We start from the raw sequence: 24,247 nt of genomic DNA, 5'->3' as shown, positions 1-24,247 counted from the left end.
CTACATAGCTGGTATGCGGCAGCGCATCGAGTAGGCGTCGAAGACCAACATAAGGTGATTGTACGGTCAAATCCTGGAAAAATTCGCGTCAAAAGTTCTCTGCGATATTTTTTTGTTATAACATGCATCATGTAACGTCCTTAAGGGTAAGCCACCGGCGTAGCACGTTGCCCCGGTAGGAGCTGTCTGGTCTCGTGTGTGGGCCGCGGGCCGCACACCATTTTTTTCAATGTCCCTATTTGGAGGGCTTCGATGCTCAATCGGTGGATCAAACGGTTGACAGATACGGCGGTGCGTTCTGTGATTGTTGCGAGCGCGGCCGGTGCTTTGTATACGGCGCCCTCGCCTGCCATGGCGCAGACCAACATGAGCATCACGATTGCTCAGGGCGGGGAAGGGCTCGGGTGGTTTCCCGCATACGTGGCGCGGGAGAAGGGTTACTTCAAGGACGCGCACCTCGACGTGAAATTCGTTATCACGCCAGGTGGATCGGAAGCCGCGGCTGCAGTGGTCAGCGGCAGCGCGGATTTTGCTGACGCCGCCCACCATGCCATTCGCGGACAATTGAAGGGCTACGATTTCGTGCTGGTGGCGAACTCGGTCGATCAGTACGCTGTCATGGTGGTTGTATCGACCGAGGCGATGAAGAAGACCGGCATGCACAAGGGCGATCCGATGAGCACCGTGATCAGCAAGATGAAGGGCTTGCGCATCGGTATCAGTTCGCCTGGCAGCAGTACCGACATGATCATGCGTGCGCTGTTCGCGCTCAACGGCATGAACGGCGATCGCGACGCGACGCTGATTCCATTCGGCACCGGCGGACCGATGCAGGCAGCGCTGGAAACCAATCAGATCGATGCGTTCGTATTCAGCTCGCCGTTTCCTGAACTGGTGCAGCAAAAGGGCAAGGGCGAAATCATGATCAATCTCGCTAACGGCGAACTCAAGCAACTATCAGGGTATCCATACACCGGCTACTTCACGACGCGCAAGGTGATCAAGGAGAAGCCCGAGGCTGTGCAGGCTTTCGTCGATGGCATCTATCGCGCCGAACTTTTCATTCATGAACATCCCGAGGAAGCTGTTGCAGTAGCACGCAAGAGCTTTCCCGATATGGACCCCACAGTACTGCGGCAGTCGGTCCTGAACAACATTCCGGCTATTCCCGAGTACCCGATCACGTCGAAGGCGCAAATCCAAACGGTGATGAACTGGCTGAAGCTCTCACCGCAGGATCGCGAAAAAGTGCCGTACAGCAAGCTCGTGGACAATAGCTTCGCGTTTCACGCGATCGATACGATCGGATTGCAACAGCCGTGATTTCAGCCTGATCCGATTGGTTGCGGCATCCCGTCACCGCCACCGGAAACCGGCGGTGGCCGTTCCGATATTTATGATGGATTCCTAATGTCAGGAGAAACAGGCATGGCCGATGTCGATGCCCTGTTTGCGGAGATCAGTGCCGCGCGAACGCGCGAAAGGCGTAGGACCCGTGTCTGGCAGACGGGCATCGCGGTGTTCATGGTCGGCGCGTGGCAGATCTTGTCCGGGCCGGTGTTGCCGAGCCAATGGTTTTCCAATCCGCTTGCGGTTTTCATGCGTCTGCAGGCCGTGCTCGTGACGGAGAATTTCTGGCTACAGACCGGTGTCACGCTCGCCGAAATGGCGCTGGGTTTCGGCGTGGCCGTGCCGTTCGGCACGCTCGCCGGACTCGCGTACGGCAAGGCGCCGGGCTTCGGAAAAATCGCAGGTCCGCTCGTGATCGGGATCTACAGCATCCCGCTCGTCGCGCTGACACCGCTATTCATCCTGTGGTTTGGTCTGGGCATCATGTCGAAGGCCGCTGTGGTCGCGGTCAGTGTGTTCTGGCTGATGTTCTTCAACGTCGCGTCGGGTGTGCGGCGTGTCGATGCCGATCTGATCGCGGCGATACGTCAGCTGGGTGGCACGCGGAAGCAGGAATGGTGCTGGGTAATCCTGCCATCGATCGCATCCTGGTTCTTTTCCGGCATCCGGCTTTGCATTCCCTATTCGTTGGTGGGCGCTGTCGTCGCTGAAATGATCGCTTCCAGCGAAGGGCTCGGTTATCTGGCCATGCGTGCCTCGTCGTTCCTCCGCATGGATACGCTTTACGCCATCGTTGTTCTGTTGATGGTACTGGGTGTACTGCTCAACGCGTTTGCCGAGTGGGTGGAACGCTACTTCGGCCGTTGGCAACCTGAAAAGGAAGTGTCCTGATGATCCAGTGGAACGAACTCAGCAAGGCCTACCTGACGCCCGGCGGTCATCGCCTGATGCCCGTCGTCAACGGTGTGACGCTCAGCATCGAATGTAACGAATTCGTGAGTCTGGTCGGTCCAAGCGGTTGTGGCAAGTCGACTCTGCTCAATATCGCTGCGGGTCTCGACACGCCGAGTCGCGGCACGATCTCGTATAAGGGCAAGCCTCTCGTGGGCATCAATTCCGACGTAGGCTACATGACGCAGAAGGACAGTCTGCTGCCGTGGAAGACCACGGCGGAGAACGTCGCGATTCCGCTGAAAATACGCGGCGCGGGTATTGGAGAGATCCGTGATACGACCGCGCATTATCTGTCGCTGATGGGGCTCACGGAATTCTCACATCACTATCCTTCGCAACTCTCCGGCGGCATGCGCAAGCGAGCGGCGATCGCGCGGACGTTGATCTATCAGCCCGATTGCCTGTTGATGGACGAGCCGTTTGGCGCACTCGACGTACAGATCAGGCTGATGCTGCAGCGCGAGCTGGCGCGCATTCTGGAAGCGGAGGCTGGATCGTCGGGAAAGACGGTCGTGTTCGTCACCCACGATCTGCGCGAAGCGATCGCCTTGTCGGACCGCGTCGTGGTGTTGTCGGCACGTCCCGCGCAGATCCGGTACGAGCGCAGAATTCCGTTTTCACGTCCTCGCGATCCGCTGACCGTGCAGTTCGAGCCTGAGTTCGAAGCCATCCATCGCGAACTGTGGGAAGCGCTCGAAGGCGAAGTCGCGAAAGGGACCGAGGCATGAGCGCGCTGGAATCGGATCTGGCGTTGTCTGCCACTCGCCGCTCGCAGACCTGGAGCGCGCGTGTGCCTCTGCTGCTCAAGCAGGCTGCGCTGATGGCGCTAATCGTGCTGCTCTGGCAGTACGTGCTGGCGCCGGTGGCCGGCACGAACTGGGTTGGGCAGCCGAGCCTGGTGGTCGAGAAATTGGCGGCCTGGATTGCTAACGGCGATCTGCTCTGGCATCTTGCCGCCACACTCGAATCCGCTGCGGTGGGCTATTCGATCGGCGCATCTGCGGCAATCCTGCTGGCGGTCGTGATCGGCAGTTCCTATCGACTTGACGCGGTGAGCCGACCGTTCGTGACGGCCGGCTACAGCTTGCCGAAAGAAGTAATCGCACCGGTGTTCATCATTCTGTTCGGCATCGGACTCGGCGCGAAAATCGCTCTCGCGTCGATCTCCGTGTTTTTCATCGTCTACCAGAATGCGGTTTCGGGTGTCCGACTGGTCGATCGTGACCTCGTCAATGTGATGCGGGTAATGGGCGCGGGACGCCTGCAGGTATTTTTTCTCGTGACGTTGCGCTCGGCCGCGCCTTGGACGTTGACTGGAATGCGCATCGCAGGGCGTTATGCGTTCACCGCAGTGATCTTCGGCGAGATGCTGTCGGGCAATCGCGGTCTGGGCTATCTGATCAAATATCAGGCCAACCTGTTCGAAGCCTCGGGTGTTTTTGCCGCGCTGCTGTCTGCCTGTATCGTTAGCACGCTGCTAACTACAGCATTGCAGGCACTGGAACGGCTTGCCGACGCGTGGCGCATGCCAGAATGAGCTTCCATACTATTTTTGTCGGGCTCGATAAAGGGAGCAATAGTGCCAAACGCAGGGCAACACTGCTATCCGCAGCGGTGACCGCACGGTGAGGGCCATAGGGATGCTCAATGAAAGTTTGAGTGTGGCGGCCGAGGACATCAGCCTTGAGAACGTGACGCGCTGTGTCGCGGAACACTACGGGATTGACGGTACGGCCAGTATGCTGACAAGCGAGCGCGACAGGAACTTCAGGATCGTCGCCAATGATGGACGCGGCTATGTGCTGAAGGTAGGTAACCCGGCCGAGGATCCGCTCGTCGCCGATTTCCAGACCAGCGCGTTGCTCCACATCGAGAAGGAGGCGCCATCGCTCCCCGTACCACGCGTCGTGCATGCGCTGAACGGCGAAACGCTGCTGCATCTGTCATTCGATGGAGGTACGCCGCGCCCGGTGCGGATGACGCGTTTCCTGCCTGGCGTGATGATGAGCACGGTGATACGCACGGACCGGCTGCGCGGCCGTCTGGGAGCGTTGCTCGCGCATCTGGACGACGCGTTGTCGAGCTTCACGCATCCGGCGGCGCGACACGAACTCGCGTGGGACATCCGGAATGCGAGCAGGATGGCAGCGTTAATCGAGCACGTTAATGGTGAGGATCGCCGCGCGCTGGCACGACATTTTCTCGACAACTTCGAACGTCACGCACAGCCCTTTTTTCCGACGTTGCGATCGCAGGTCGTCCACAACGATCTGAATTTGCACAATGTCCTCGTTCATCCCGACTCACCTGACACGATCGTCGGCGTGCTCGACTTTGGCGACATGGTCGACACCTACCTTGTCTGCGACGTTGCGGTCGGTGCGTCGTACCATCTCGTCGACGAACGCGAAGAGCCGCGCGGCCCCTGGGAGCGCGTAGTGCAGTTCGTCGCCGCTTACCATGCGGTGCGACCGCTGACGGGTGCCGAGATCGACCTGCTTTACGACCTGATCGCGGCGCGTTTCGTCATCACTGTTGTGATCACAGGCTGGCGTGCGGCACGTTATCCGGAGAACAGCACATACATCCTCAGGAACAATGCCAGATCATGGCAAGGCCTCGCGCTGCTTCTTGAACTGCCGCGAGCCCAGGCGCAAGCCAGACTGCATCAAGCCTGTCCAATGGAGAGGGACTCATGCGGCAACCACTGATGGTCAACGCGTTCGATCCCGCGATGGCAGGAGATCTCGATGCCTCGACGCAAGTGCTGCTGGCGCGTCGTCAACGCGTGCTCGGGCCTTCGTACAAGCTCTTCTACGAAGTGCCACTGCACCTCGTGAGAGCGGAGGGCATGTATATGTACGACGCGCAGGGAAATCGGTACCTTGACGTGTATAACAACGTACCGTCGATTGGGCATTGTCATCCGCACGTCGTCGAGGCTATCGCGCGCCAGGCTGCGACGCTCAATACGCATACACGTTACCTGCACGAACTGATTCTCACCTATGCCGAGCGGTTGCTCGCGACGTTTCCGCCAGCATTGTCGAACATCATGTTCACATGTACCGGCAGCGAGACGTCCGATCTGGCGCTGCGCGTCGCGCGAAACTTTACGGGTAACACTGGCGTCATCGTGACCGAGACCGCATACCACGGCATCACCAGCGCCGTCTCCGAAGTTTCGCCGTCGCTCGGCCGGGGCGTACCGCTGGGCGCGCACGTACGCACGGTGCCCGCGCCCGACGCGTTGCGCTCGCCGGACGGTGACGTCGGGGGGGCGTTCGCGGCCAGTGTCGAAGCGGCGATCGCTGATCTGCAACGCCATGGCGTAGGCGTTGCCTCGCTGCTTGTCGACACCATTTTCTCCAGCGACGGCGTGTATGCCGATCCGGCCGGCTTCCTCGCGCCTTCTGTCGATATCATTCATCGAGCCGGCGGTGTGTTCATTGCGGACGAGGTACAGCCCGGTTTTGGCCGTCTCGGCGAATCGATGTGGGGTTTCGAGCGGCATGGCCTAGTGCCCGATCTGGTGATCCTCGGCAAGCCGATGGGAAACGGCCTGCCTATCGCCGGTCTGATCGCCCGGCCCGAACTGCTGCGCGACTTTGCCCTGAAGTCACGCTACTTCAATACCTTCGGCGGCAATCCGGTATCGTGCGCTGCCGCACTGGCGGTGCTCGAGGTGATCGAACGTGAGGGACTGGTCGAGAATGCACGCGTGGTAGGGCGTTATATGCGCGATGCTCTCGAATCGATGTCTGCCAAGCACGAGCGGATCGGTGCCGTGCGGGGCGCCGGGTTCTTCATCGGCGTGGATCTCGTGGAAGCACGTGACAGTCTCGAGCCCGCGCCTGGGTTTGCGACACGTGTCGTCAATGCGTTGGCCAGACGGCGCGTGCTGATCGGTGCGTCGGGTCCGCGCGGTCATGTGTTGAAAATCCGTCCACCGTTGCCGTTCTCGCGCGCGCACGCGGACACGTTTCTCGCGGCACTCGACGAAGCACTTATCGAAACGCGTGACGCCGTGGACTGAACGTATTTACATGCGTGCCCGGTGAGCAGGCATCTGGGAGCGGCTGGGCACGCCTTCTCGCATCTTTGATTTATAGGGACATGAACCATGAATCAACTCGCTGACGCTGGACCTTGCACTGTCTTGCGGCACCTCATCGAGGGCGACATGCCGCAGCCGATGGCCGGCACCTACGATGCGCTGACGGCAATGCTCGCTGAACGCGCGGGCTTTCCGATCGTTTACGTCTCGGGATACGGTATTTCCGCGGCGAAACTCGGAATGCCCGACGTGGGGCTACTGACGCAGACGGAGATGATCGACACGCTCAACCGCGTATGCGACGCGGTGCGGGTGCCCGTAGTCGCCGACGGCGATACCTGCTACGGTAACTACGTGAACGCGCGGCGATTGATGCGCGAGATCGAGAAGGCTGGCGCTGCTGGCGTGCATATCGAGGACCAGACCTTTCCGAAGCGCTGCGGCCATATGGAAGGCAAGTCACTGGTACCGGCGAGCGAGATGGCGAACAAGATCAAGGCGATGATCGACACACGCGCTGATGATGACTTCGTGTTGATCGCCCGCACGGATGCGATCGCCGTCGAGGGCTTCGAGGCGGCCATCGAGCGCAGCGAGCGCTACCGCGAGGCGGGCGCGGACGTGATCTTTATTGAGGCTCCGGTCGACGACTACCAGATGCGCGAAATCCCCCGGCGCATCGCTGCGCCGACTTTCTACAACGCGAGTTGGGACGGCCTTTCGCCGCTGCCTTCGCTGACGGAGATTGGCGAGCTTGGCTACCGGATCGTTTCGTATCCCGACATCGTGATGTGCACTGCGGCCGCTAGCGCACATATGTACCGGTCGATTCTTGACACGGGCTTCTATCCGGAAGGCGGCCGCATGCATCCGTTTCGCGCGTTTAACCAGTTGCTGGGTCTGGATGAGATCGACGCGCTGATTGCCCGTTACGGCGCTCATGGTGCTCAGCCCGTCCGCAACAACCTACGCGAGCGCCCTGGTCGTGGCTAGTCCGAACGGCGGTATGACGATCGTAGAGAAAATCCTTGCACGCGCGGCCGGTCTGCCATGCGTCGCACCCGGCGATATCGTAGACGTGATGGTCGATACCGCGGTGCTGATCGATACCAATTTTTATCCCGCCGCGTGGCGCGACATCCTGCAAGTCGCCGATCCAGACCGGGTTGTGATCATCTTTGATCATCGCGCGCCTGCCGCTGATCTGCGCAGCGCCCACGCCCACCGCGTGGGACGCGCTTTCGCCGAGCGCTTCGGCATCCGGCGCGTGCACGACATTGGCCGGGACATGGGCATCTCGCACACGGTCGTCGCCGAGCAGCGCTACGCGCGTCCCGGTTCGCTCCTTGTATGCGACGATTCGCACACCTGCGCGGCGGGCGCATTCAATTGTGCGGCACGCGGAGTGGGCGAGCCGGACATGATCTACAGCGTTGCCACTGGTCGCAGCTGGTTCGAAGTGACAGGCACCGTGCGTTATGACATGGTGGGTACACTCGCCAGCGGCGTTACTTCGAAGGATCTGTTCCTGTGGATTGCCGATCGCTTCGGCGCGCACACGAATCTGAATGTCGAATTCGGTGGGTCTGGACTTGCACAGATCAGCCTAGAGGCGCGCCGAACGCTATCCACGATGGCCGCCGAGCTGAGCGCCGACTTCGCCATCTTCGAGCCCGACGAACTGGTGCTGGCGTTTTTCTCCGCCGGCACCGAAAGTACGAGCGCCTCCAGTGCGATACCTGATTCGCTCGCGCCGGTCTGGCCCGACGCCGACGCTCGCTACATATCGCGAATCACGCTTGATCTGAATGAGGTCGAACCGCTGGTCGCGCGGCCCGACGCCATCATCGGCAACGTCGTGAACGTGGCGGCAGTGGCGGGCGAAACAGTGCACCAGGCGTTCATCGGATCTTGTGCGAACGGTGGCATCGAGGACCTGGCGATTGCTGCCCGCATTCTGCGGGGCCGACGCGTGGCCAACGGCGTGCGGCTGATCGTCACACCCAGTTCGCAGGCGGTCTATCGTGAGGCACTGCGTGCGGGCTACGTCGAAACGCTGATGGAAGCGGGTGCGGTCGTGACCAACGCCACCTGCGGCGCATGCTTCGGTGGTCACATGGGTGTGCTCGCCGCGGGCGAGACGTGCATCACCGCAAGTACGCGCAACTTCCGCGGCCGCATGGGCGATCCTGCCGCGCGTATCTACATGGCGTCGCCAGCGACGGTCGCCGCGTCGGCAGTGGCGGGTCGCATTGCCGATCCACGTGACTTCCTGCGAGGTTCCCGATGACAGCGATACCGACGACACGTTTATCCGGCAAATGCTGGCGTTTCGGCGATAACATTAACACCGACCTGATCATGCCCGGGCGTGTCTACGATCAGCCCGAAGCCGTCCAGGTAGCTGCTACGTTCGCCGACATGCGCCCTGGTTTTTCGAAGCAGGTCGCTCCCGGCGATGTGATCGTCGCTGGGCGGAACTTCGGCACGGGGTCCAGCCGCCCGGCGGCTCGCTCGCTAGTGCGGCTCGGTATCGCATGTCTGGCAGCGGAGAAGATCAACGGATTGTTCCTGCGCAATTGTGTGAACTTCGGGCTGCTCGCTGTCGAGTGTCCCGGCGTGACGGACGCGTTCGCCGAAGGCGATACGGCGGGCGTTGATCTGGACACATGGACCATCACGAATCTCGATACGGGCGCGCGGTGTGCCGTCAAACCGGTGCCGCCACGGTTGCTCGCGTTGATGGTTGGGGGGGGCGTGTTTCCCACGCTGGAGCGTGATGGGTGGATTGTGCCGATCGAGACGCCGAACATAAACGCATGGAGCGGAGCGGCAGAGGTCAGGGATGGCATTCAACGCAAGGAGAAACATGAAATGCGGGACATTAGTCAAAAAACTTGACGTAAGGTAGAGATGTTCTGTTTTGGGTGAGTTGGACACAAGAGTCGATCTTGGGCATCAGGCTTCATCGAAGGGGGTGCGGACAAAATCCTGGACTGGTTTATGCCACGATTCCAAGACTTTGCCGGTATTCAAGTGGGCTGAGAGAGCCGAGCGAGACCTTGATCCGGGTTGCGTTGTACCAGCAGATATAAGCGTGGAGCGTTGCGATGAATTCGTCGACAGTCGTGGCCCGCCGGTCACGAGGATAGAACAGTTCCGTTTTGAGCCGCCCGAAGAAGCCTTCACAGGCTGCGTTATCGGGTGAGCATCCTTTGCGTGACATCGAGCGAACAAGCCCGGCATCGCGCATCCGGGATAGCCATCCCGGCCAACGATAGTGCGCACCGCGATCGGAGTGGACCACTGGCCGAACATCACTATCAGCCACTGATTCGATGGCCGAATCCAGCATGGCATTGACGAGTTCAGCATCTGGCCGGGTGCCGATTGACCAGCTCACAACGAGACCGTCGAAGCAGTCGATTACCGGCGACAGATACACCTTGCCGGCTGGAATCTGGAATTCGGTGATGTCGGTAAGCCATTTCTGATTCGGTGCGGCTGCACGGAAATCACGATTGATGAGATTCTCCGGAGCGGGGCTGATTTCTCCCCGATAGGAGCCGTAGCGACGTCGTCTCATTGTGGCAGCGGCCAGACCCTCCTGTCGCATCAAACGTCGCACGACCTTCTCCGAGATGAATACCTGCTGCCTGCCCAATGCCGCCCGGATTCGACGATAGCCGTAGCAGCGGTGATTGCATTCGAAGATGTCTGCAATAACGCGGCGCGCGCCAGCATGCCTGTCAGCGACAAGCAGACGTGCACGGTGATAGAAGTAGGAGCTGCGGGCCAACCTCAGAATGGATAACAGCTCTGGCAACGGATAGGTTTGTTTCAGGGCATCAACCAGCGTCGTCTTCTCCCGGTTGCTCAGGAGCTGCAGGTCGATGCCCATCCCTTTTTTTACCAGTTCGTTCGCTTTCTTGAGGATGTCGCGCTCGAGTTCCAGCTTGCGGATGTCGCGTCGCAGTGATTCAACCTGCTGTTCCAGCTCCGCACGCTCAAGATTCGGTGCTGGCTTCTTCTGGCGCCTCATGGATGCTGGGACCTCTCGACCGAGTAGCTGATTTTTCCAGTTGTACAGCAGAGGCCTGCTCACGCCGGCTCTCTGGGCGACGATGCTTGCGCTTTCGTCTCTGGTGCACAATTCAATGACCGCCGCCTGCCTGGCCTCGCGCGATTTCGGAACGCTGCCAGCCGCTCTGCCGACAATACGCTTTCCAATCTCGGGGCACAATTCTTCGATCCATTTGGCAAACGTCCCGCGACTCGGATAGCCCAAAGCCTTCAAGGTCGCTGCAGCACATCGGTCATGGCTCAGATAGTGATCGACGGCAGAGGCATGCCCCGAAACCCGTCTCGCGATAATTCAAACTCATATCAGTGACTCGCATTCCAGGCCTTTCTCTTTCATCGACGAGCAGAACCGATGAACCTGTTCGCGCACGTGCTTTTCGAACTGCACGATGACTCGCGTCGCCGATCGATGCCGCGGATACACCATCGCCAGCGTCAGATAGATGGAGGGCTCGAACGATACATATTTGACCGCCCTCATCATGTCGTCCGATAGGGTGAGGGGATGAACCAGCGCTACGCCGAGCCCATGCCGGACCATATGTAGCGCGGGGATTGACTGGTTCGTCTCCAGCACGTGCCAGCCGTGTTCCTGCGGTGCGATGGATTCGCGCAGCATGAGACCCGGCGGACTCTGCGTGCCGTGCACGATGACCAGCCGGTTGTTCAGATCGGAAACGGTGAGTACGTCACGGCAGGCCAGTTCGTCGTCGGCGGGAACGATAACGACGAATCGCATCTTGATAAGCGGCAGCACCGCCACGTTGGATTCATCGAGCGGGAGAAAGGCGAAGCCCACGTCCGTGCGATCCTGCCGCACCATTCTCACGATTTCGTCCGCGCTGTGATTGCTCACGCGTAGCTTGACCAGATCGTGCCGCTTGCGGAACGACAGCAGAATCCGCGGTAACAGATCGACGAACAGCGTCGGCACGCTCGCAATAGAGAGCGTGCCGGCGTTGGCGTCTTTAATCTCCTCGGCGCGCCCTTTCAGACGGGACATCTGCGCAATCAGCCGCTCGACTTCGGGCACGAGCAGCATGCCTTCGTCCGATACCTTCATGCGCCCGCGCCAGCGCTGGAACACCTGAAATCCCAATTCGGCTTCGATGTCCTTGAGCATCTGGCTAACCGCCGGCTGCGAAATATGAAGTAGCCGCGCTACCTCGGAAACGTTCTGCGTGTAGGCGAACGTGCGGAAAACTTCGAGTTGCCGCCAGCTGAGAGCCATAACCTTCAACTTATAACGATATCCAGCAATTCTATTATTCAACTTAATTTTGAGCGGAGACAATTTTTCACATCTAGCTGATCCCCTAGTCGTGCAAAGAATGAATAGTCTTTTACAAATCAAAGATTTAGACGTCGAATTCCGGCGGTCGGCGGTGCCGTTGAAAGCGTTGCGAGGCGTCAACCTCACAGCGCAGGCCGGTAGAACGCTATGCGTCGTCGGGGAGTCGGGCTGTGGTAAATCGCTCACACTTCAGGCCTTGCTCGGGCTACTGCCGAGGGGCGCAAAGATTACGGGTGGAACGATCGGGTTCGACGGCAAGGTCCTGAATACATTGCCGCGCAAGCAGTTGCAGGACTTGCGTGGCAAAGACATTGGCCTCGTGTTTCAGGATGCGCTAACGGCGTTCAACCCGACTGTGACGATTGGTCACCAGCTCACGGAAGTCCTGCTGCGACACGGCCTGTGCAACCGCGCCGAGGCGCGCGAAAAAGCGATCCATCTTCTTGCGACCATCGGCGTGACCGCGCCCGCCGAGCGTCTCGCGCAATATCCGCACGAACTGTCGGGCGGTTTGCGACAACGCGCCATGATCGCTATGGCATTGATCGCCGAACCCAAACTGCTGCTCGCCGACGAGCCGACCACGGCGCTCGACGTGACCGTTCAGGCCCAGGCGCTCAAGCTGCTCAAGAAGATGCAGCGCGAACTCGGCATCGCGATTGTTTTCGTGACGCACGATCTGGGCGTGGTCGCCGCAATGGCCGACGATGTCGCCGTCATGTACGCGGGGCAGGTGATCGAAACCGGACCTGTCGAGTCGATCTTCGCGTCGCCGTCTCATCCCTATACGCGTGCGCTATTCCAGTGTGTGCCTTCGCTCGATCCGGCTCACGGCGCGGCGCGTCTCGGCACGATTCCCGGCCGCGTTCCCGCACTCGATCAACTGGGCGCTCCGGGCTGTTCGTTTCGTGAGCGCTGTGTTGACGCCACTGCGGCTTGCGTGCAGCCGGCCATTCCGATGATCGGAATCGACGCGCAACGTGCTACGCGTTGCATTCGTGCTCACGAACTGAATGGGGGCCTGCAATGAATTCGCCGGTCTATGCCATCGAAGCCGCGGAATTGACGCGGCAGTATCCGTCGCGGCGCGGCCGCGCGACGCTCAAAGCCGTCGATCGCGTCAGTTTGCGCGTGGCGATGGGCAGGACGACCGCGCTTGTCGGCGAATCGGGTTCAGGTAAGTCCACTTTGGCGCGCCTGCTGCTGGGGCTCGCGATGCCTTCTTCGGGCGACGCCTATATCCACGGAGAGCCGGTCAACAAGCTTTCGCGCAAGGCGCGTGCGCGGCTCGTGCAGCCCGTGTTCCAGGACCCGTATGCTTCGCTGAATCCAACCAAACGCGTTGGCGATATCGTCGCTTTGCCGTTGAAGGCGCTCGGTCAACATGGCAAGGCAGAGATTCAGAAGCGCGTGAACGACGTGCTCGCGCAAGTCGGACTCGGCGCCGATTTCGCAATGCGTTATCCGGCGGAACTGTCCGGCGGGCAACGGCAACGCGTGGCGATTGCGCGCGCGCTCATTACCGATCCGAAAGTCCTGATCTGCGATGAGCCGACTTCCGCGCTCGACGTTTCGGTGCAGGCGCAGATTCTCAACCTGCTGCTGGATTTGCGCGCGAACCGCACGACTTCCTATCTGGTCGTCACGCACAACATCAATGCGGTGTCGTACATCGCGGATCGGATTGCGGTGATGTATCGCGGCCGCATCGTGGAAGAAGGCGAGATGGCGCAGGTGTTGCGCGCGCCGGGGCATCCGTACACCGCCTTGCTGCTGTCAGCCGTTCTGCCGCTGGACCCGCAAGCCGAACTGCCGGATCTGGACGCAGCGGCTGGCACGAGCACCGCCGCGCCGGACACAGGCTGCACTTTCGCGCCACGCTGCCGCTTCGCGACCGATCTTTGCCGCAAGGAAGAGCCGATTGGCGCGCCGGTCGCAGGCCGCTTCGTGCTCTGCCACTTTCCGCTGAACGGCGCGGCACAAACGCAAGGCGCTCACATTGGTGCTAACGGAGCCATCGCCGCAACCACGAACTCCCACACCAAACCGACCGTGCCGCCGCCGATGGCGCTACAAGGCTCACTCTGAAGCAAACCCAACACCTACCTGGCAGGAGAGAAATTGATGTTACGTGGTTTCAGCAGAAAACTGGCGCTTGCTCTGGTCATGGGCCTGGCGACACAAGCCGCGCTGGCGAACAAATCGAACGATACGCTGGTGGCCGCCTTCGATGCCCAGTTGCCAAGTCTCGACCGTTACCACGCGCCTGGACGTGAGGGCTTCCTGCTCGGCCTGCTCGCTTATGACGCGCTGATCTACCGCGATCCGAATACCTTCGAGGTGAAGCCGTTGCTCGCCACGTCGTGGCACCAGATCGATCCGCTGACGTGGCAATTCGATCTGCGCCACGGCGTCAAATTCCACGACGGCATGGAAATGACCGCGGAAGACGTGGCATTCACGCTGCGCTACGCTGCCGATCCGAAGAATCGTGTGTTCAACCGCATGACCGGCGGCTGGATCAAAAGCGTGGACGTTGTCGATCCCTATACAGTGCGTATTCACGCCAAAGCGGTCACGCCGCTCGCGCTCGAATATCTGATGCAGTTGCCGATCATGCCGGAGAAGTATCACGAGAAAGTCGGCGATGTCGGCTTCGGCGAACATCCGGTTGGTACGGGCCCGTACAAGATCGTCGGGCGGCGCGGTAGTGACGTGATCTTCGAGCGCAACGACGACTATTTCAGCGGCGGCGGCAAGAACAAGCCGTACATCAAGACGTTTATTTACCGCAACATTCCGGACGTCAATACGCAGGTGGCCAATCTGATCAGCGGTGGCATCGACTGGGCGTATTACATTCCCAACGATCAGGCGCAGAACCTGGCGCGCATTCCGACGCTCAATGTCACCAATGCGCAGACCTTTCGCATTGGCTTCTTGACGCTGGATGCGGCCGGGCTTTCCGATCCGAACAGTCCGCTGAAAGACAGGCGCGTGCGCCAGGCGATTGCCTACGCGATGAACCGGACTGCAATGGCCAGCATGCTGATCGGTCCTTCGTCGAAAGTGATCGACGCTGCGTGTACGCCGTCGCAATTTGGTTGTACGGAAGACGTCACGCACTACGACTACAACGTGGCTAAAGCGAAGTCGCTGCTTGCCGAGGCGGGATATCCGAAGGGCTTTTCTATCGATATCTACGCTTATCGCAGTCGTCCGGTCGCCGAAGCCATAATCGGTTATCTCGACGCAGTCGGCATTCGCGCCAATCTGCACTGGATGCAGTATTCCGCCGTCATTGCACAACGCCGTTCGCACAAGACGCCGATCGTGATCGACGACTTCGGCTCGGCTGGTGTGAACGATGTGGGAGGCGTCCTGCCGTTCTTCTTCGACAATTCGCCGGATGACCAGTCGCGCGATCAGGCGCTCACGGATCTGATCGACAAGGCTTCGACCACCGCCGATCCTGCCGCACGCAAGGCGCTCGATGAAAAGGCCATCAAGCTGATCGCTTCGCAGGCGTACTGGGTGCCGTTGTTCACAATGCCAATCAATTACGTGTCGTCGAAAAATATCGAGGTGCCGATTCCGCGCGATGAGAACGTCGAATTCTGGCGCGCAAAGTGGCATTGAGAACTGGCATCAAGAAGTGGCAATGAAAAGCGTCCTTCCGAATTCATTGAAGGAAATAGTGGTATGAGACAGTTCGTGATTCGTCGTGTCTTCGTTTCGATTCTGGTGCTGTTGACCATTTCGACGCTGAGTTTTCTGCTCCTCAAGGCCTCCGGCGATCTGTCGGTGACCTTGGCGGGCGAGGGCGCAGGCGCGGATTATGCAGCCTTCCTGCGCAAGATGTATGGATGGGACCGGCCGCTCTCGGTGCAGTACATCGACTGGCTCTGGCGTCTGCTCAGAGGCGATCTCGGCACGTCTTTTTACTACAACAGCCCGGTGTTCAGTTTGATCGTTGGTGCGATGAAGATCACGTTCATGCTCGGTGCGTTTGCCATCGCCATTGCGTTGATCTTCGGCGTGCTGCTGGGCGTGGGCGCGGGCGTCTGGGTCGGCTCGTGGTTCGATCGCACCGTGCTGCTCATGATCGTGATTGCGCAGGCGGTGCCGATCTTCTGGCTGTCGTTTCTGTTGATGCTGCTGTTCGGCATCAAGCTCGCCTGGTTGCCGATTTCAGGCGATGGAAACTGGACGGATTTCATCATGCCGTCCCTGGCACTCGCTTTCTATGCCATGCCGGCGATTGCCCGCATCGTGCGTACCGGCATGGACGAAGCGCTCACCTCGGACTATGTGAAGACCGCGCGTGCCAAAGGGCTGCGCGAATGGCAGGTGATTTTCGGCCATGCATTGCGTAACACGCTCGTGCCGCTGGTGGCCGTGGCTTCGGTGCAGTTCGGTTTTGTGCTGTCCGGATCGGTGGTGGTGGAAACCATTTTTGCCATGCACGGCATCGGTTATCTGACTTGGGATGCGATTTCCCAGAACGATTATCCCGTCGTGCAGGCATCGGTTCTGGCGGTATCCATGTTTTACGTCGTTCTCACCTTGCTCAGCGATTTTCTGAACATGTGGATCGATCCTCGCATTCGTTACGACTAAAGGTTGGCTGAGATGGCTTTTGAGTTAGTGCGCTTGCCCAATAGCGGAATGGTCCTGCCGGCCAGATCGAAAAAGAACTGGGACTGGAAGCTGCTCGTCGGTGCAGCGATCGTCGGTGTGATGATTGTGTGTGCGGTGTTTGCGCCGTGGCTCGCGCCTTATCCGTTTGCGCAGCAATCGCTCGCGCATCGGTTGATTCCGCCTGTCTTCATGACGGGCGGCTCGTGGGCGCATCCGCTGGGAACCGACCAGTTGGGCCGCGATTATCTGAGCCGGCTGATTTTCGGCGCGCGCTATTCGCTGATGGTCGGATTCGGCGCGATCCTGATTTCGAGCATCGTCGGCATTGGTCTGGGTATTGCCGGGGGATTTTTTGGGAGCTACGTGGATACGGTCGTCATGTTTCTGCTGTCGGTTCGTCTGAGCATGCCGGTCATGCTGGCGGCCATTGCGATTGCGGGATTGCTTGGCAGTTCGCTCGGACTGCTCGTGATCGTGCTCGCTAGTTTTCTCTGGGATCGCTTTCTCTCGGTGGCGCGCTCGATGACGAGCCGCATACGCGATGCCGAATTCGTTCTTGCCGCCAAAGCGAGCGGCTGCTCGAATCTGCGCATCCTGTTTGGCGAAGTTCTGCCGAACCTCGCACCATCGATGGTCGTGATTGCAACGCTGGAAATGGCACACGCCATTCTGCTCGAAGCGACCTTCAGCTTTCTCGGGCTGGGTATTCGTCCGCCCGCCTCGTCGTGGGGCTTGATGATTGCGGAAGCAAAGGATTTCGTGTTCTTCGATCCATGGCTCGTCAATATTCCTGGGATCGCCATCTTCGTGCTGATTTCAGCGATCACGTTGATGGGCGCAGGTCTGCAGCAATCGCTTTCGACCCGTGAATAGGCAGAGATTCACTTTCATAGGCTTCTTGAATTACGTCACTGGATATCGTCATGATGGATTGGTACCGTTTGACTGTGCGTGAAATGGGTGAGCACTTCCGCTCGGGGAAACTCAAGCCTTCGCAGTTGCTGGATCACTATCTCGAACGGATCGGGCGGATCAATCCCGCGTTGAATGCGTTCATCTTCATGGATGCAGAAGGCGCGCGCAGTGCCGCGGCGCAATCCGACGCGCGATTCGCGAAGGGCGAGCCGCTGGGTCCGCTCGACGGCGTTCCGGTTGCGATCAAGGACAATATTCTCGTCAAGGGTTTGCCGGCCGTGTGGGGCAGCCGCTCTTACGAAAACAACGTGTCCAACCATGACGAACTGCCGGTCGAGTTGTTGAGAAACGCCGGCGCGGTGCTGATCGGCAAGACGAATGTGCCGGAATTCACGTTGCGAGGCTTCACCGGCAATCCGGTGTATGGTGTGACGGGCAATGCATGGAATCCCGATCTCACGCCGGGCGGTTCGAGCGGCGGATCGGTCTCGGCGATTGCTGCCGGACTCGTGCCATTGTCGCTCGGCACGGATGGCGGCGGCTCGATCCGTCGACCGGCGGGTTACTGCGGTATCGTCGGACTCAAGCCTACGTTGTCGCGCATTCCGCGTGCGGCTGGCCTGCCTCAAGTGCTTTACGACGCGGAAGTCGTTGGCCCGCTTGCCCGCACCACCGATGACGTGCGGCTGGCCATGTCCGTGCTCGCCACCCCCGATCGCCGCGATTCGCGTTCGCGCAATTTCGCGCCGATTTCCGTCGAAGCAAAAGCGCCGCGCGCATTGAAGATCTGTTTCGTCGAGCGTTTCGAGGATGCGCCGGTCGATCCGGAAATCGCCACAAGCTGCCGCGAAGCCGCCGACATTCTGCGCAATATGGGCCACACGGTCGAACAACGTTTGTTGCCGTTTTCGATCGAATCGATCAACGCACGCTGGGCGAGCCTCGGCAACGTCGGGCTTTCGATGCTGCGCCGGAGCGTACCGGACTTCGACACGCTGGCTTCGCCGGCTTTTGTCGATCAGGCGAAACTGGGCGACGGCATTTCCGGCGCGGAGTTTCTCGACTTTATCGAAATGCTATTCCGCTTCCGCTCGGAAGTCGGCCAGACATTCGCCGACTACGACATCATCATGACGCCGACGGCGGCAGCCAATCCGTGGTCGAAGGCGGAGATGTTCCCGCCGATGATCGACGGCAAGCCAGTCGGTCCGCGCGGACACGCGGTATTTACGAACTGGGTGAATGCCTGCGCGCATCCTGCTATTTCGCTGCCGGCTAAACAGACCAGCGCGGGCATGCCGATTGGGTTTCAACTGGTCGGTGATTTTGGTGCGGACGATTTACTGCTGGATATTGCCGGTGAATATGAAAAGGCTTTTCCGTGGGCGCAGCGTTGGCCTGAGATTGCGAACTGATTTGCGTGCACTCTAACTAGCTCTTTCTGCAAAGTCCGCCCGGCCAGTCAGACCGGGCGGCTATTTCCGAACGATCGACAGCATATTGGCGCGGCGCCAAGGGAGTGGTGCGGCCCGAGCTTTTGCCTTGGCCGACGATATACGGATTACCACAACGATTAACGCAAATCAGGAGACAGCAAGAAAACGTGAGCAATTTCATTCGGCACATTAGAAAGGGGAATAAACGATGAAGACAACGGTTTGGATCGGAGCGGCAGGTTTGCTTTGCCTCGGCATGGCCAGTGTTTCGCACGCGCAAAGCAGCGTGACGCTGTACGGGATTATCGATACAGGTCTTACTTATGCCAATCACGTGAGCACGGCAACCGGTAGTTCCAGCATACTGAAGTACGGTGATGGCGTGGGGCTCGGTAGCCGTTGGGGTTTCAAAGGCTCGGAAGACCTGGGCGGTGGATTGAAGGCGATCTTCCAGTTGGAGAACGGCTTTAATACCGGAACGGGACAGATTGGCCAGAGCGCGATGTTCGGTCGCCTCGCCTACGCCGGCTTCAGCAAAACGGGTATCGGTGAGCTGACTTTCGGCCGCCAGTACTCGTTGTCTACCTCGGTGCTGGGCCACGGATTTTCGATGGGCGCACAAACCATCGCCGGTGGCTTCGCCTATCACATCAACGACCTCGACCAGTTGACGGGCAGCCGTCTCAGCAACTCGGTCAAGTTCATGAGTCGCAGCTTCAGCGGTCTGAAATTCGGCGCGATGTACGCGTTCTCGAATCAGGCCGGTGCCTTCGGCGGTGCCAACTCGACCACGACCGGCACCACGACGACTGCGGGTTCATCACGCGCATCGAGCTTTGCAGTCGAATACGATCACGGTCCTTTCGCCGCCGCGGCCGCTTACACGGATATGAGCTTTCCCGCGCAAGCCTCGCCGACCTCGTATTCGGTTGCTGTCGCGAACGTGAACACGAACGGTCTGCGAGATCTGCGCACGTTCGGCATGGGCGCGCGCTACACCGTCGGCGCGCTGACTGGTTGGGGATTGTGGACCAATACGCGCTTCAAGCCGATCACCGGCGCTTCGTCCACGCTCAACGCGCTGGAAGTGTCGGGCAATTACTTCCTTGCACCGGACCTGATTCTGGGTCTCGGCTACACCTACGAACATCTGGATGGCTACGCGACCGGCAAATGGCATCAGGCCAATTCCGTGCTTGATTACTACTTCTCGAAGCGCACCGACGTTTATCTGGCCGTGAGCTATCAGAAGGCGTTGGGAGAGAACCGGATCAATGGCGTCGAAGTACCGGTGCAGGCACAGATCGGTTCGAGCACAAGCTTTGTCGGCACGTCGGGTAACGGATCAGACAGTCAGGTGGCTGTGCGTGTCGCTATCGTGCATCGCTTCTGATCGATAAGGTCGGGCCGAGACAGCGAGAGCCCGGTTGACGGGAAGATGCGGCGGAGACGCAAAATATTCGGACTATAAAATGAATCAGGCAGCTTCTTCTAACCGTGCCTTGTTGTGGATTGTCGCTGGCGGCTTCTTCATGCAGTCGCTGGATACGACGATTGTGAATACCGCGTTGCCGGGTCTTGCAAAAAGCCTTGGCGAACCTGCACTCGCGATGCAACTGGTCGTCGTGGCCTACACGCTCACGATGGCTACGCTCACGCCCGCGTCCGGATGGCTGACGGATCGCTTCGGCTCGCGGCGGGTTTATCTGGCTGCCGTGGTCGTCTTTACGATCGGATCGATCCTGTGCGCCTGTTCGGCGTCCGCGCCGCAGATCATCGCTGCGCGGGTCATACAGGGGATCGGCGGATCGATATTGCTTCCGGTTGGACGACTCACGGTTCTACGTACGACGCCTTCCGAGCAATATATCGCGGCGCTTGCGTTCATCTCGATTGCTGCGCAGGTCGGGCCGATATTCGGTCCAGTCACCGGCGGATGGCTGGTCGAAGCATTGAGCTGGCACTGGATCTTTCTGATCAACATTCCGGTAGGCGCAATCGGAATCGCCATGATCCTGCGTTATTTCCCGGATGATCGCGCCGCTGAAAGACAACCCTTCGATCTGCTCGGTTGCGCCTTGCTGTCGATCTGCATGGTATCGATCTCCATCGCGCTCGACTTTCCGATCCAGTCGCATCGGCTTGAATGGTCGTTGTTCCTCGTGGCGATCAGTATCGGTGCAGCGCTGGCTTACTATGTCCACGCAAAAAAAGCGACGGACCCGTTGTTCGATCTGAAACTTTTCGATAACTACCGCTTCAGCATGGGTCTGTTCGGCAATCTCGTTTGCCGGATCGGCAGCAATGCCACGCCGTTTCTTCTGCCGCTGGTCTTCCAGTTGCAACTCGGCTTGTCGCCGTTGTTGTCGGGGCTCGTGTTGCTGCCTGCGGCGATTGCGGGCACGTTGGCGAAGCGCTGGATTCCAGGGCTCGTGGCAAAACTCGGCTACTACCGCTTTCTCTCCATCAATACGCTGATCGTGGGTGGAAGCATCGGCTCGTTGTGCCTGATCTCGCATCAGGTGCCGATCTGGGTCAACGTGATTCAGGTGCTGGTGTTCGGCGGTGCGAACTCGATGCAGTTTGCCGTGATGAACAGCGTCACGCTGATGGGACTGAAAGGGCGGGAAGCGGCAAGTGGCAATAGCCTCTTCTCGATGGTTCAGATGCTGGCGACGGGCTTAGGCGTGGCGATCAGTTCGAGCCTTGTACGGATTTTCTCGGGCGGCAAGCATACGTCGTTGACGGGTTTCCGGATTACCTTTTTCTGTATCGGGCTCGTCACGGTAGCTTCGGTTTTTATTTTCCGGGGCTTGCGCGAGGTTAAAACATTTGCGGCACCGGATGGTGGTTCGTCGCCAGCGACTACCCATAAGGCAGGCAATTCCTGACGACTTCAGCCCACCGCATGCAGTCGTTCAGACGGACTGCATGCTGCTAGCCCGACCGGCAGATCGAAACCGCGATCAATCGTGCGCGCCGCTGTACTGCGAACGAGCTTCGAAGTTGGCACCTGGTTGAGGCCGGGCGAACTCGGTGGAGGCGAACGCGTCAAGCAGCGATACGATCGAGATAGAGCCGCTGTGTAAGCGGGGCAGGGAATAGATGACCATGGCTCGATTTCGCGTACAGCAGGAAGTTTGTTAATTTCCTGTTTGTACGGAGGATTGCATGTCAGAGAAATCGGTGCCGAAACGGCAATACACGAGCGAATTCAAAGTTGAGGCTATCAGGCTTGCCGAAACGGTCGGCCAGCACGAAGCGGCGCGCAGGCTCGGGGTGCCGGTGGCGACGTTAGGGAACTGGAGTCGGCGTAGCCGCAGTTCCGAAGACGATGTCGAGAAGAGTGGTCGAGAGGTGATCGCTGCACGTGCGACGCGCCCGATCAGCGAACTGGAGGCAGAGAACAGCCGGCTGCGCAAGGAACTCGCCAGTGCGAAACTGGATATCGAGATACTTCGAAAAGCGACGGCGTACTTCGCGAAGGGGTCGCGGTGAGGTACGCCTGGATCGACGATCACCGCGACCAGTACAGCGTCACCCGGCTATGCCAGATTCTGGGCGTTTCGCGCAGCGGATATTGCTAGTGGCGCGTTCGTCCACCCAGCGCGAGGGCGCAAGCGAATGCGGCTCTGGATGAAGAAGTAGCAGCCATCCACCGCAAGCATCGTGGCACGTATGGCCGCCCGCGTATCGTGCGGCAATTGCGAGCCCAGGGTCGCTCGGCGAGCGAGGAGCGTGTGCGACGTAGTTTGCAGCGTCAGGACTTGCGCCCGGTCTACAGGCGTGCCTGGCGGGTCACGACGGACTCGGCGCACAGCATGCCCGTAGCGCCGAACCTGCTCGATCGTCGTTTCAACGGCTGGCAGCCTGATCGTGCCTGGGTCAGCGACATCACGTTTGTCAGGACCGGGGAAGGCTGGCTGTATCTCGCAGCGATACTCGATCTGGCGAGCCGACGCGTAGTGGGCTGGTCCATGTCTGAACGCATCGACGCCGAGCTGGTTTGCCAGGCACTGCGCAGCGCGTGCTGGCAACGCAAACCGGCACCGGGACTGCTGTTACATTCCGACAGAGGGGCGCAATATGCAAGCCGGGCATACCGAAAGCTGGCTGCCGGATTCAAGGCAACGATCTCCATGAGTCGTCGTGCCAATGCGTGGGACAACGCCCCGATGGAAAGCTTCTTCAAGACCCTGAAAGTCGAGAGAATCTATCAGGCTCACTACGAAACGCGAGCACAGGCTCGGCTGGATATCGTCGACTGGATCGAGGGCTATTACAATCGATAGCGCCTGCACACCTCGATAGGCTTTCGTACCCCTGTCGACTATGAGGCCGCGTTGACCGCTGCATGAGCTGCTGTACGTGGAAACGAGGCAGGGTCACCTGCAGCTTGCCCACTCTCGCTGAACGCACCCAGTTCGCCAACGTCTTGAGAGGAACCGACAGCCGCCGTGCTACCTGGTGCGGCGCTGGCCGTTCTCGACCGCGCACCTCGTCGACGAAGACCTGTCGATCGACTTCGCGAAATACACGACACCCGAGGATCGCGTCGCGGTGATCGCGACGCAGCCGCTCACCGACGATGAAGTGTGGACCGCGTTCGAGCCCGGCGAACTGATCATGTTCCAGTGCGGCGACGTCGCCGCGCGCATGCAGATTCCGGTGCCCGAGCGCGTGCTCGAGAAATTTCGGAATCCGGCGCTGGATGCGTCGGCGTCCGCACCGCGCGAAGCGCTCACGGCCGGCGCCGACGGCGATTCCGACGACGCGATCGATTTCTGAATTCGGTGCGTCACCTGCCGCGCCCGCTTCCACCCGCGCGAATGACGATTGCGCATGGCGGCCGCCGCCCGCGGCGCAAATCGCTCCGTTCCGCCCGAGACCGTCTCATTCAGACCACAATCCGGCACAATGAACCGGCATCATGAAACATTCTCTTGATTTAACTGGTTTTCGGGCGAAAATAACCCATATGCAAAATAAATAAATATCGGGTCTCGAATCCGGATAATCCGAAAACCGCATTATAGCTCACCATCTTCGCCTGAACCGTGCGTTACCGCACTGATCCAACGAACTGCGCGAGATTCAAATAGAATCCACCAAACCCATACCCACCAAGGCTTTCAGTTCGATTCGCCACACAATTCAAAAATACCGGACGAATGCGTCATTATCGCCACAATTTTTAATTCCTTGATAATTTCGCTCACTCGCGATTAGTAGACTCCCTCCATCCTCGGTGTAAAGAAATACGATTGGCGCAAAACCCGGCCGTAGTCGCCGTACGTCCCTTCGGATTATCTCCCCACTGCGGAATGCGAATTCGTCGTATGGCGGCGAATGCCACTTCAAAATAAAAAAGCGGGGTATGTCGTGAATCACTCATTTCGATCGGTATGGAGCGAGATTTCGGGCTGCTGGGTCGCGGTTGCGGAAACCACGCGGGCGCGCGGCAAGCGCTCGGGCAGCAAATCCGGCGCAAGCCGCGGCGCCGCGCGCGCGGCCGAC

The 24,247-nt window shown here is 59.5% G+C and carries 19 protein-coding genes and 3 pseudogenes; 20 read left to right on the top strand and 2 right to left on the bottom strand.

What is annotated here, in order from left to right; all coding sequences use genetic code 11:
• The first annotated feature begins 252 nt into the window (after positions 1-252).
• From QM685_RS18150 to QM685_RS18110, 9 genes are all read left to right on the top strand, one after another.
• Complete coding sequence (locus QM685_RS18150; RefSeq protein WP_415117818.1) at positions 253-1,323, top strand: ABC transporter substrate-binding protein; 1,071 nt, start codon at positions 253-255, stop codon at positions 1,321-1,323.
• Positions 1,324-1,428: 105 nt separating this feature from the next.
• A complete protein-coding gene (locus QM685_RS18145; RefSeq protein ID WP_415117816.1) occupies positions 1,429-2,241 on the top strand; it encodes an ABC transporter permease in 813 nt (270 codons plus the stop codon).
• Complete coding sequence (locus QM685_RS18140; RefSeq protein ID WP_415117814.1) at positions 2,241-3,032, top strand: ABC transporter ATP-binding protein; 792 nt, start codon at positions 2,241-2,243, stop codon at positions 3,030-3,032. The genes QM685_RS18145 and QM685_RS18140 overlap by 1 nt, the downstream gene beginning before the upstream one ends.
• Positions 3,029-3,841: an ABC transporter permease gene (locus QM685_RS18135; protein WP_415117812.1), complete on the top strand. Its 813-nt coding sequence runs from the start codon at positions 3,029-3,031 to the stop codon at positions 3,839-3,841. The genes QM685_RS18140 and QM685_RS18135 overlap by 4 nt, the downstream gene beginning before the upstream one ends.
• Before the next feature lie 103 nt (positions 3,842-3,944).
• The gene (locus tag QM685_RS18130) at positions 3,945-5,015 is read left to right on the top strand and encodes a phosphotransferase (RefSeq protein WP_415117810.1); all 1,071 of its coding nucleotides are present in this window, start codon (positions 3,945-3,947) and stop codon (positions 5,013-5,015) included.
• Positions 5,000-6,340, top strand: coding sequence for an aspartate aminotransferase family protein (locus tag QM685_RS18125; protein WP_415117808.1), 1,341 nt, complete (start codon positions 5,000-5,002; stop codon positions 6,338-6,340). The genes QM685_RS18130 and QM685_RS18125 overlap by 16 nt, the downstream gene beginning before the upstream one ends.
• Before the next feature lie 87 nt (positions 6,341-6,427).
• Complete coding sequence (locus QM685_RS18120) at positions 6,428-7,354, top strand: isocitrate lyase/PEP mutase family protein (RefSeq protein WP_415117806.1); 927 nt, start codon at positions 6,428-6,430, stop codon at positions 7,352-7,354.
• A complete protein-coding gene (locus QM685_RS18115) occupies positions 7,302-8,651 on the top strand; it encodes a 3-isopropylmalate dehydratase large subunit (protein ID WP_415117804.1) in 1,350 nt (449 codons plus the stop codon). Before QM685_RS18120 ends, QM685_RS18115 begins: the two co-directional genes overlap by 53 nt.
• A complete protein-coding gene (locus tag QM685_RS18110; protein ID WP_415117802.1) occupies positions 8,648-9,262 on the top strand; it encodes a 3-isopropylmalate dehydratase in 615 nt (204 codons plus the stop codon). Before QM685_RS18115 ends, QM685_RS18110 begins: the two co-directional genes overlap by 4 nt.
• Positions 9,263-9,362: 100 nt before the next feature.
• Here QM685_RS18110 and QM685_RS18105 read toward each other — a convergent pair.
• Both QM685_RS18105 and QM685_RS18100 read right to left on the bottom strand, forming a co-directional pair.
• A pseudogene (locus QM685_RS18105) lies at positions 9,363-10,706 on the bottom strand (IS3 family transposase); the annotation flags it as partial.
• 36 nt (positions 10,707-10,742) lie between these two features.
• Positions 10,743-11,738 (bottom strand): LysR family transcriptional regulator, encoded by a 996-nt coding sequence (locus QM685_RS18100; protein WP_415117800.1) that lies wholly within the window; start codon positions 11,736-11,738, stop codon positions 10,743-10,745.
• On the opposite strand from QM685_RS18100, the gene QM685_RS18095 reads away from it, so the two are divergent.
• The 11 genes and pseudogenes from QM685_RS18095 to QM685_RS18045 form a co-directional block, all read left to right on the top strand.
• The gene (locus QM685_RS18095) at positions 11,725-12,768 is read left to right on the top strand and encodes an ABC transporter ATP-binding protein (RefSeq protein ID WP_415117798.1); all 1,044 of its coding nucleotides are present in this window, start codon (positions 11,725-11,727) and stop codon (positions 12,766-12,768) included. The genes QM685_RS18100 and QM685_RS18095 overlap by 14 nt on opposite strands.
• Entirely contained in the window at positions 12,765-13,826 is a 1,062-nt protein-coding gene (locus QM685_RS18090) for an oligopeptide/dipeptide ABC transporter ATP-binding protein (protein WP_415117796.1), read from the top strand. The genes QM685_RS18095 and QM685_RS18090 overlap by 4 nt, the downstream gene beginning before the upstream one ends.
• Positions 13,827-13,862: 36 nt before the next feature.
• Positions 13,863-15,377: an ABC transporter substrate-binding protein gene (locus QM685_RS18085; RefSeq protein ID WP_415117794.1), complete on the top strand. Its 1,515-nt coding sequence runs from the start codon at positions 13,863-13,865 to the stop codon at positions 15,375-15,377.
• 63 nt (positions 15,378-15,440) lie between these two features.
• The gene (locus tag QM685_RS18080) at positions 15,441-16,358 is read left to right on the top strand and encodes an ABC transporter permease (RefSeq protein WP_415117792.1); all 918 of its coding nucleotides are present in this window, start codon (positions 15,441-15,443) and stop codon (positions 16,356-16,358) included.
• Between the two features lie 12 nt (positions 16,359-16,370).
• Positions 16,371-17,252, top strand: coding sequence for an ABC transporter permease (locus QM685_RS18075; protein ID WP_415117790.1), 882 nt, complete (start codon positions 16,371-16,373; stop codon positions 17,250-17,252).
• 50 nt (positions 17,253-17,302) lie between these two features.
• On the top strand, positions 17,303-18,709 hold the full coding sequence (locus QM685_RS18070) for an amidase (protein ID WP_415117788.1): 1,407 nt from the start codon (positions 17,303-17,305) through the stop codon (positions 18,707-18,709).
• Between the two features lie 229 nt (positions 18,710-18,938).
• The gene (locus QM685_RS18065; protein WP_415117786.1) at positions 18,939-20,123 is read left to right on the top strand and encodes a porin; all 1,185 of its coding nucleotides are present in this window, start codon (positions 18,939-18,941) and stop codon (positions 20,121-20,123) included.
• Positions 20,124-20,202: 79 nt separating this feature from the next.
• Entirely contained in the window at positions 20,203-21,621 is a 1,419-nt protein-coding gene (locus QM685_RS18060) for a DHA2 family efflux MFS transporter permease subunit (RefSeq protein ID WP_415117784.1), read from the top strand.
• Between the two features lie 280 nt (positions 21,622-21,901).
• A pseudogene (locus tag QM685_RS18055) lies at positions 21,902-23,088 on the top strand (IS3 family transposase).
• A 103-nt stretch (positions 23,089-23,191) separates the two neighbouring features.
• A pseudogene (locus tag QM685_RS18050) lies at positions 23,192-23,518 on the top strand (class II glutamine amidotransferase); the annotation flags it as partial.
• Between the two features lie 594 nt (positions 23,519-24,112).
• Positions 24,113-24,247, top strand: a 135-nt coding sequence (locus QM685_RS18045; RefSeq protein ID WP_415118186.1) for an ESPR domain-containing protein, incomplete at its 3' end; no start/stop codon positions are given.

The organism is Paraburkholderia sp., assembly GCF_047605525.1.
In the GTDB taxonomy this organism is placed as follows: domain Bacteria; phylum Pseudomonadota; class Gammaproteobacteria; order Burkholderiales; family Burkholderiaceae; genus Paraburkholderia.
The sequence above is the reverse complement of the archived record's forward strand: the minus strand, read 5'-3'. Positions and strand labels throughout refer to the sequence as shown.

Excerpts from the sequence above, each read along its gene's own strand:
- QM685_RS18150 (WP_415117818.1), top strand. The coding sequence starts at position 253 with ATGCTCAATCGGTGGATCAAACGGTTGACAGATACGGCGGTGCGTTCT.
- QM685_RS18145 (WP_415117816.1), top strand. The coding sequence starts at position 1,429 with ATGGCCGATGTCGATGCCCTGTTTGCGGAGATCAGTGCCGCGCGAACG.
- QM685_RS18140 (WP_415117814.1), top strand. The coding sequence starts at position 2,241 with ATGATCCAGTGGAACGAACTCAGCAAGGCCTACCTGACGCCCGGCGGT.
- QM685_RS18135 (WP_415117812.1), top strand. The coding sequence starts at position 3,029 with ATGAGCGCGCTGGAATCGGATCTGGCGTTGTCTGCCACTCGCCGCTCG.
- QM685_RS18130 (WP_415117810.1), top strand. The coding sequence starts at position 3,945 with ATGCTCAATGAAAGTTTGAGTGTGGCGGCCGAGGACATCAGCCTTGAG.
- QM685_RS18125 (WP_415117808.1), top strand. The coding sequence starts at position 5,000 with ATGCGGCAACCACTGATGGTCAACGCGTTCGATCCCGCGATGGCAGGA.
- QM685_RS18120 (WP_415117806.1), top strand. The coding sequence starts at position 6,428 with ATGAATCAACTCGCTGACGCTGGACCTTGCACTGTCTTGCGGCACCTC.
- QM685_RS18115 (WP_415117804.1), top strand. The coding sequence starts at position 7,302 with ATGGTGCTCAGCCCGTCCGCAACAACCTACGCGAGCGCCCTGGTCGTG.
- QM685_RS18110 (WP_415117802.1), top strand. The coding sequence starts at position 8,648 with ATGACAGCGATACCGACGACACGTTTATCCGGCAAATGCTGGCGTTTC.
- QM685_RS18090 (WP_415117796.1), top strand. The coding sequence starts at position 12,765 with ATGAATTCGCCGGTCTATGCCATCGAAGCCGCGGAATTGACGCGGCAG.
- QM685_RS18085 (WP_415117794.1), top strand. The coding sequence starts at position 13,863 with ATGTTACGTGGTTTCAGCAGAAAACTGGCGCTTGCTCTGGTCATGGGC.
- QM685_RS18080 (WP_415117792.1), top strand. The coding sequence starts at position 15,441 with ATGAGACAGTTCGTGATTCGTCGTGTCTTCGTTTCGATTCTGGTGCTG.
- QM685_RS18075 (WP_415117790.1), top strand. The coding sequence starts at position 16,371 with ATGGCTTTTGAGTTAGTGCGCTTGCCCAATAGCGGAATGGTCCTGCCG.
- QM685_RS18070 (WP_415117788.1), top strand. The coding sequence starts at position 17,303 with ATGATGGATTGGTACCGTTTGACTGTGCGTGAAATGGGTGAGCACTTC.
- QM685_RS18065 (WP_415117786.1), top strand. The coding sequence starts at position 18,939 with ATGAAGACAACGGTTTGGATCGGAGCGGCAGGTTTGCTTTGCCTCGGC.
- QM685_RS18060 (WP_415117784.1), top strand. The coding sequence starts at position 20,203 with ATGAATCAGGCAGCTTCTTCTAACCGTGCCTTGTTGTGGATTGTCGCT.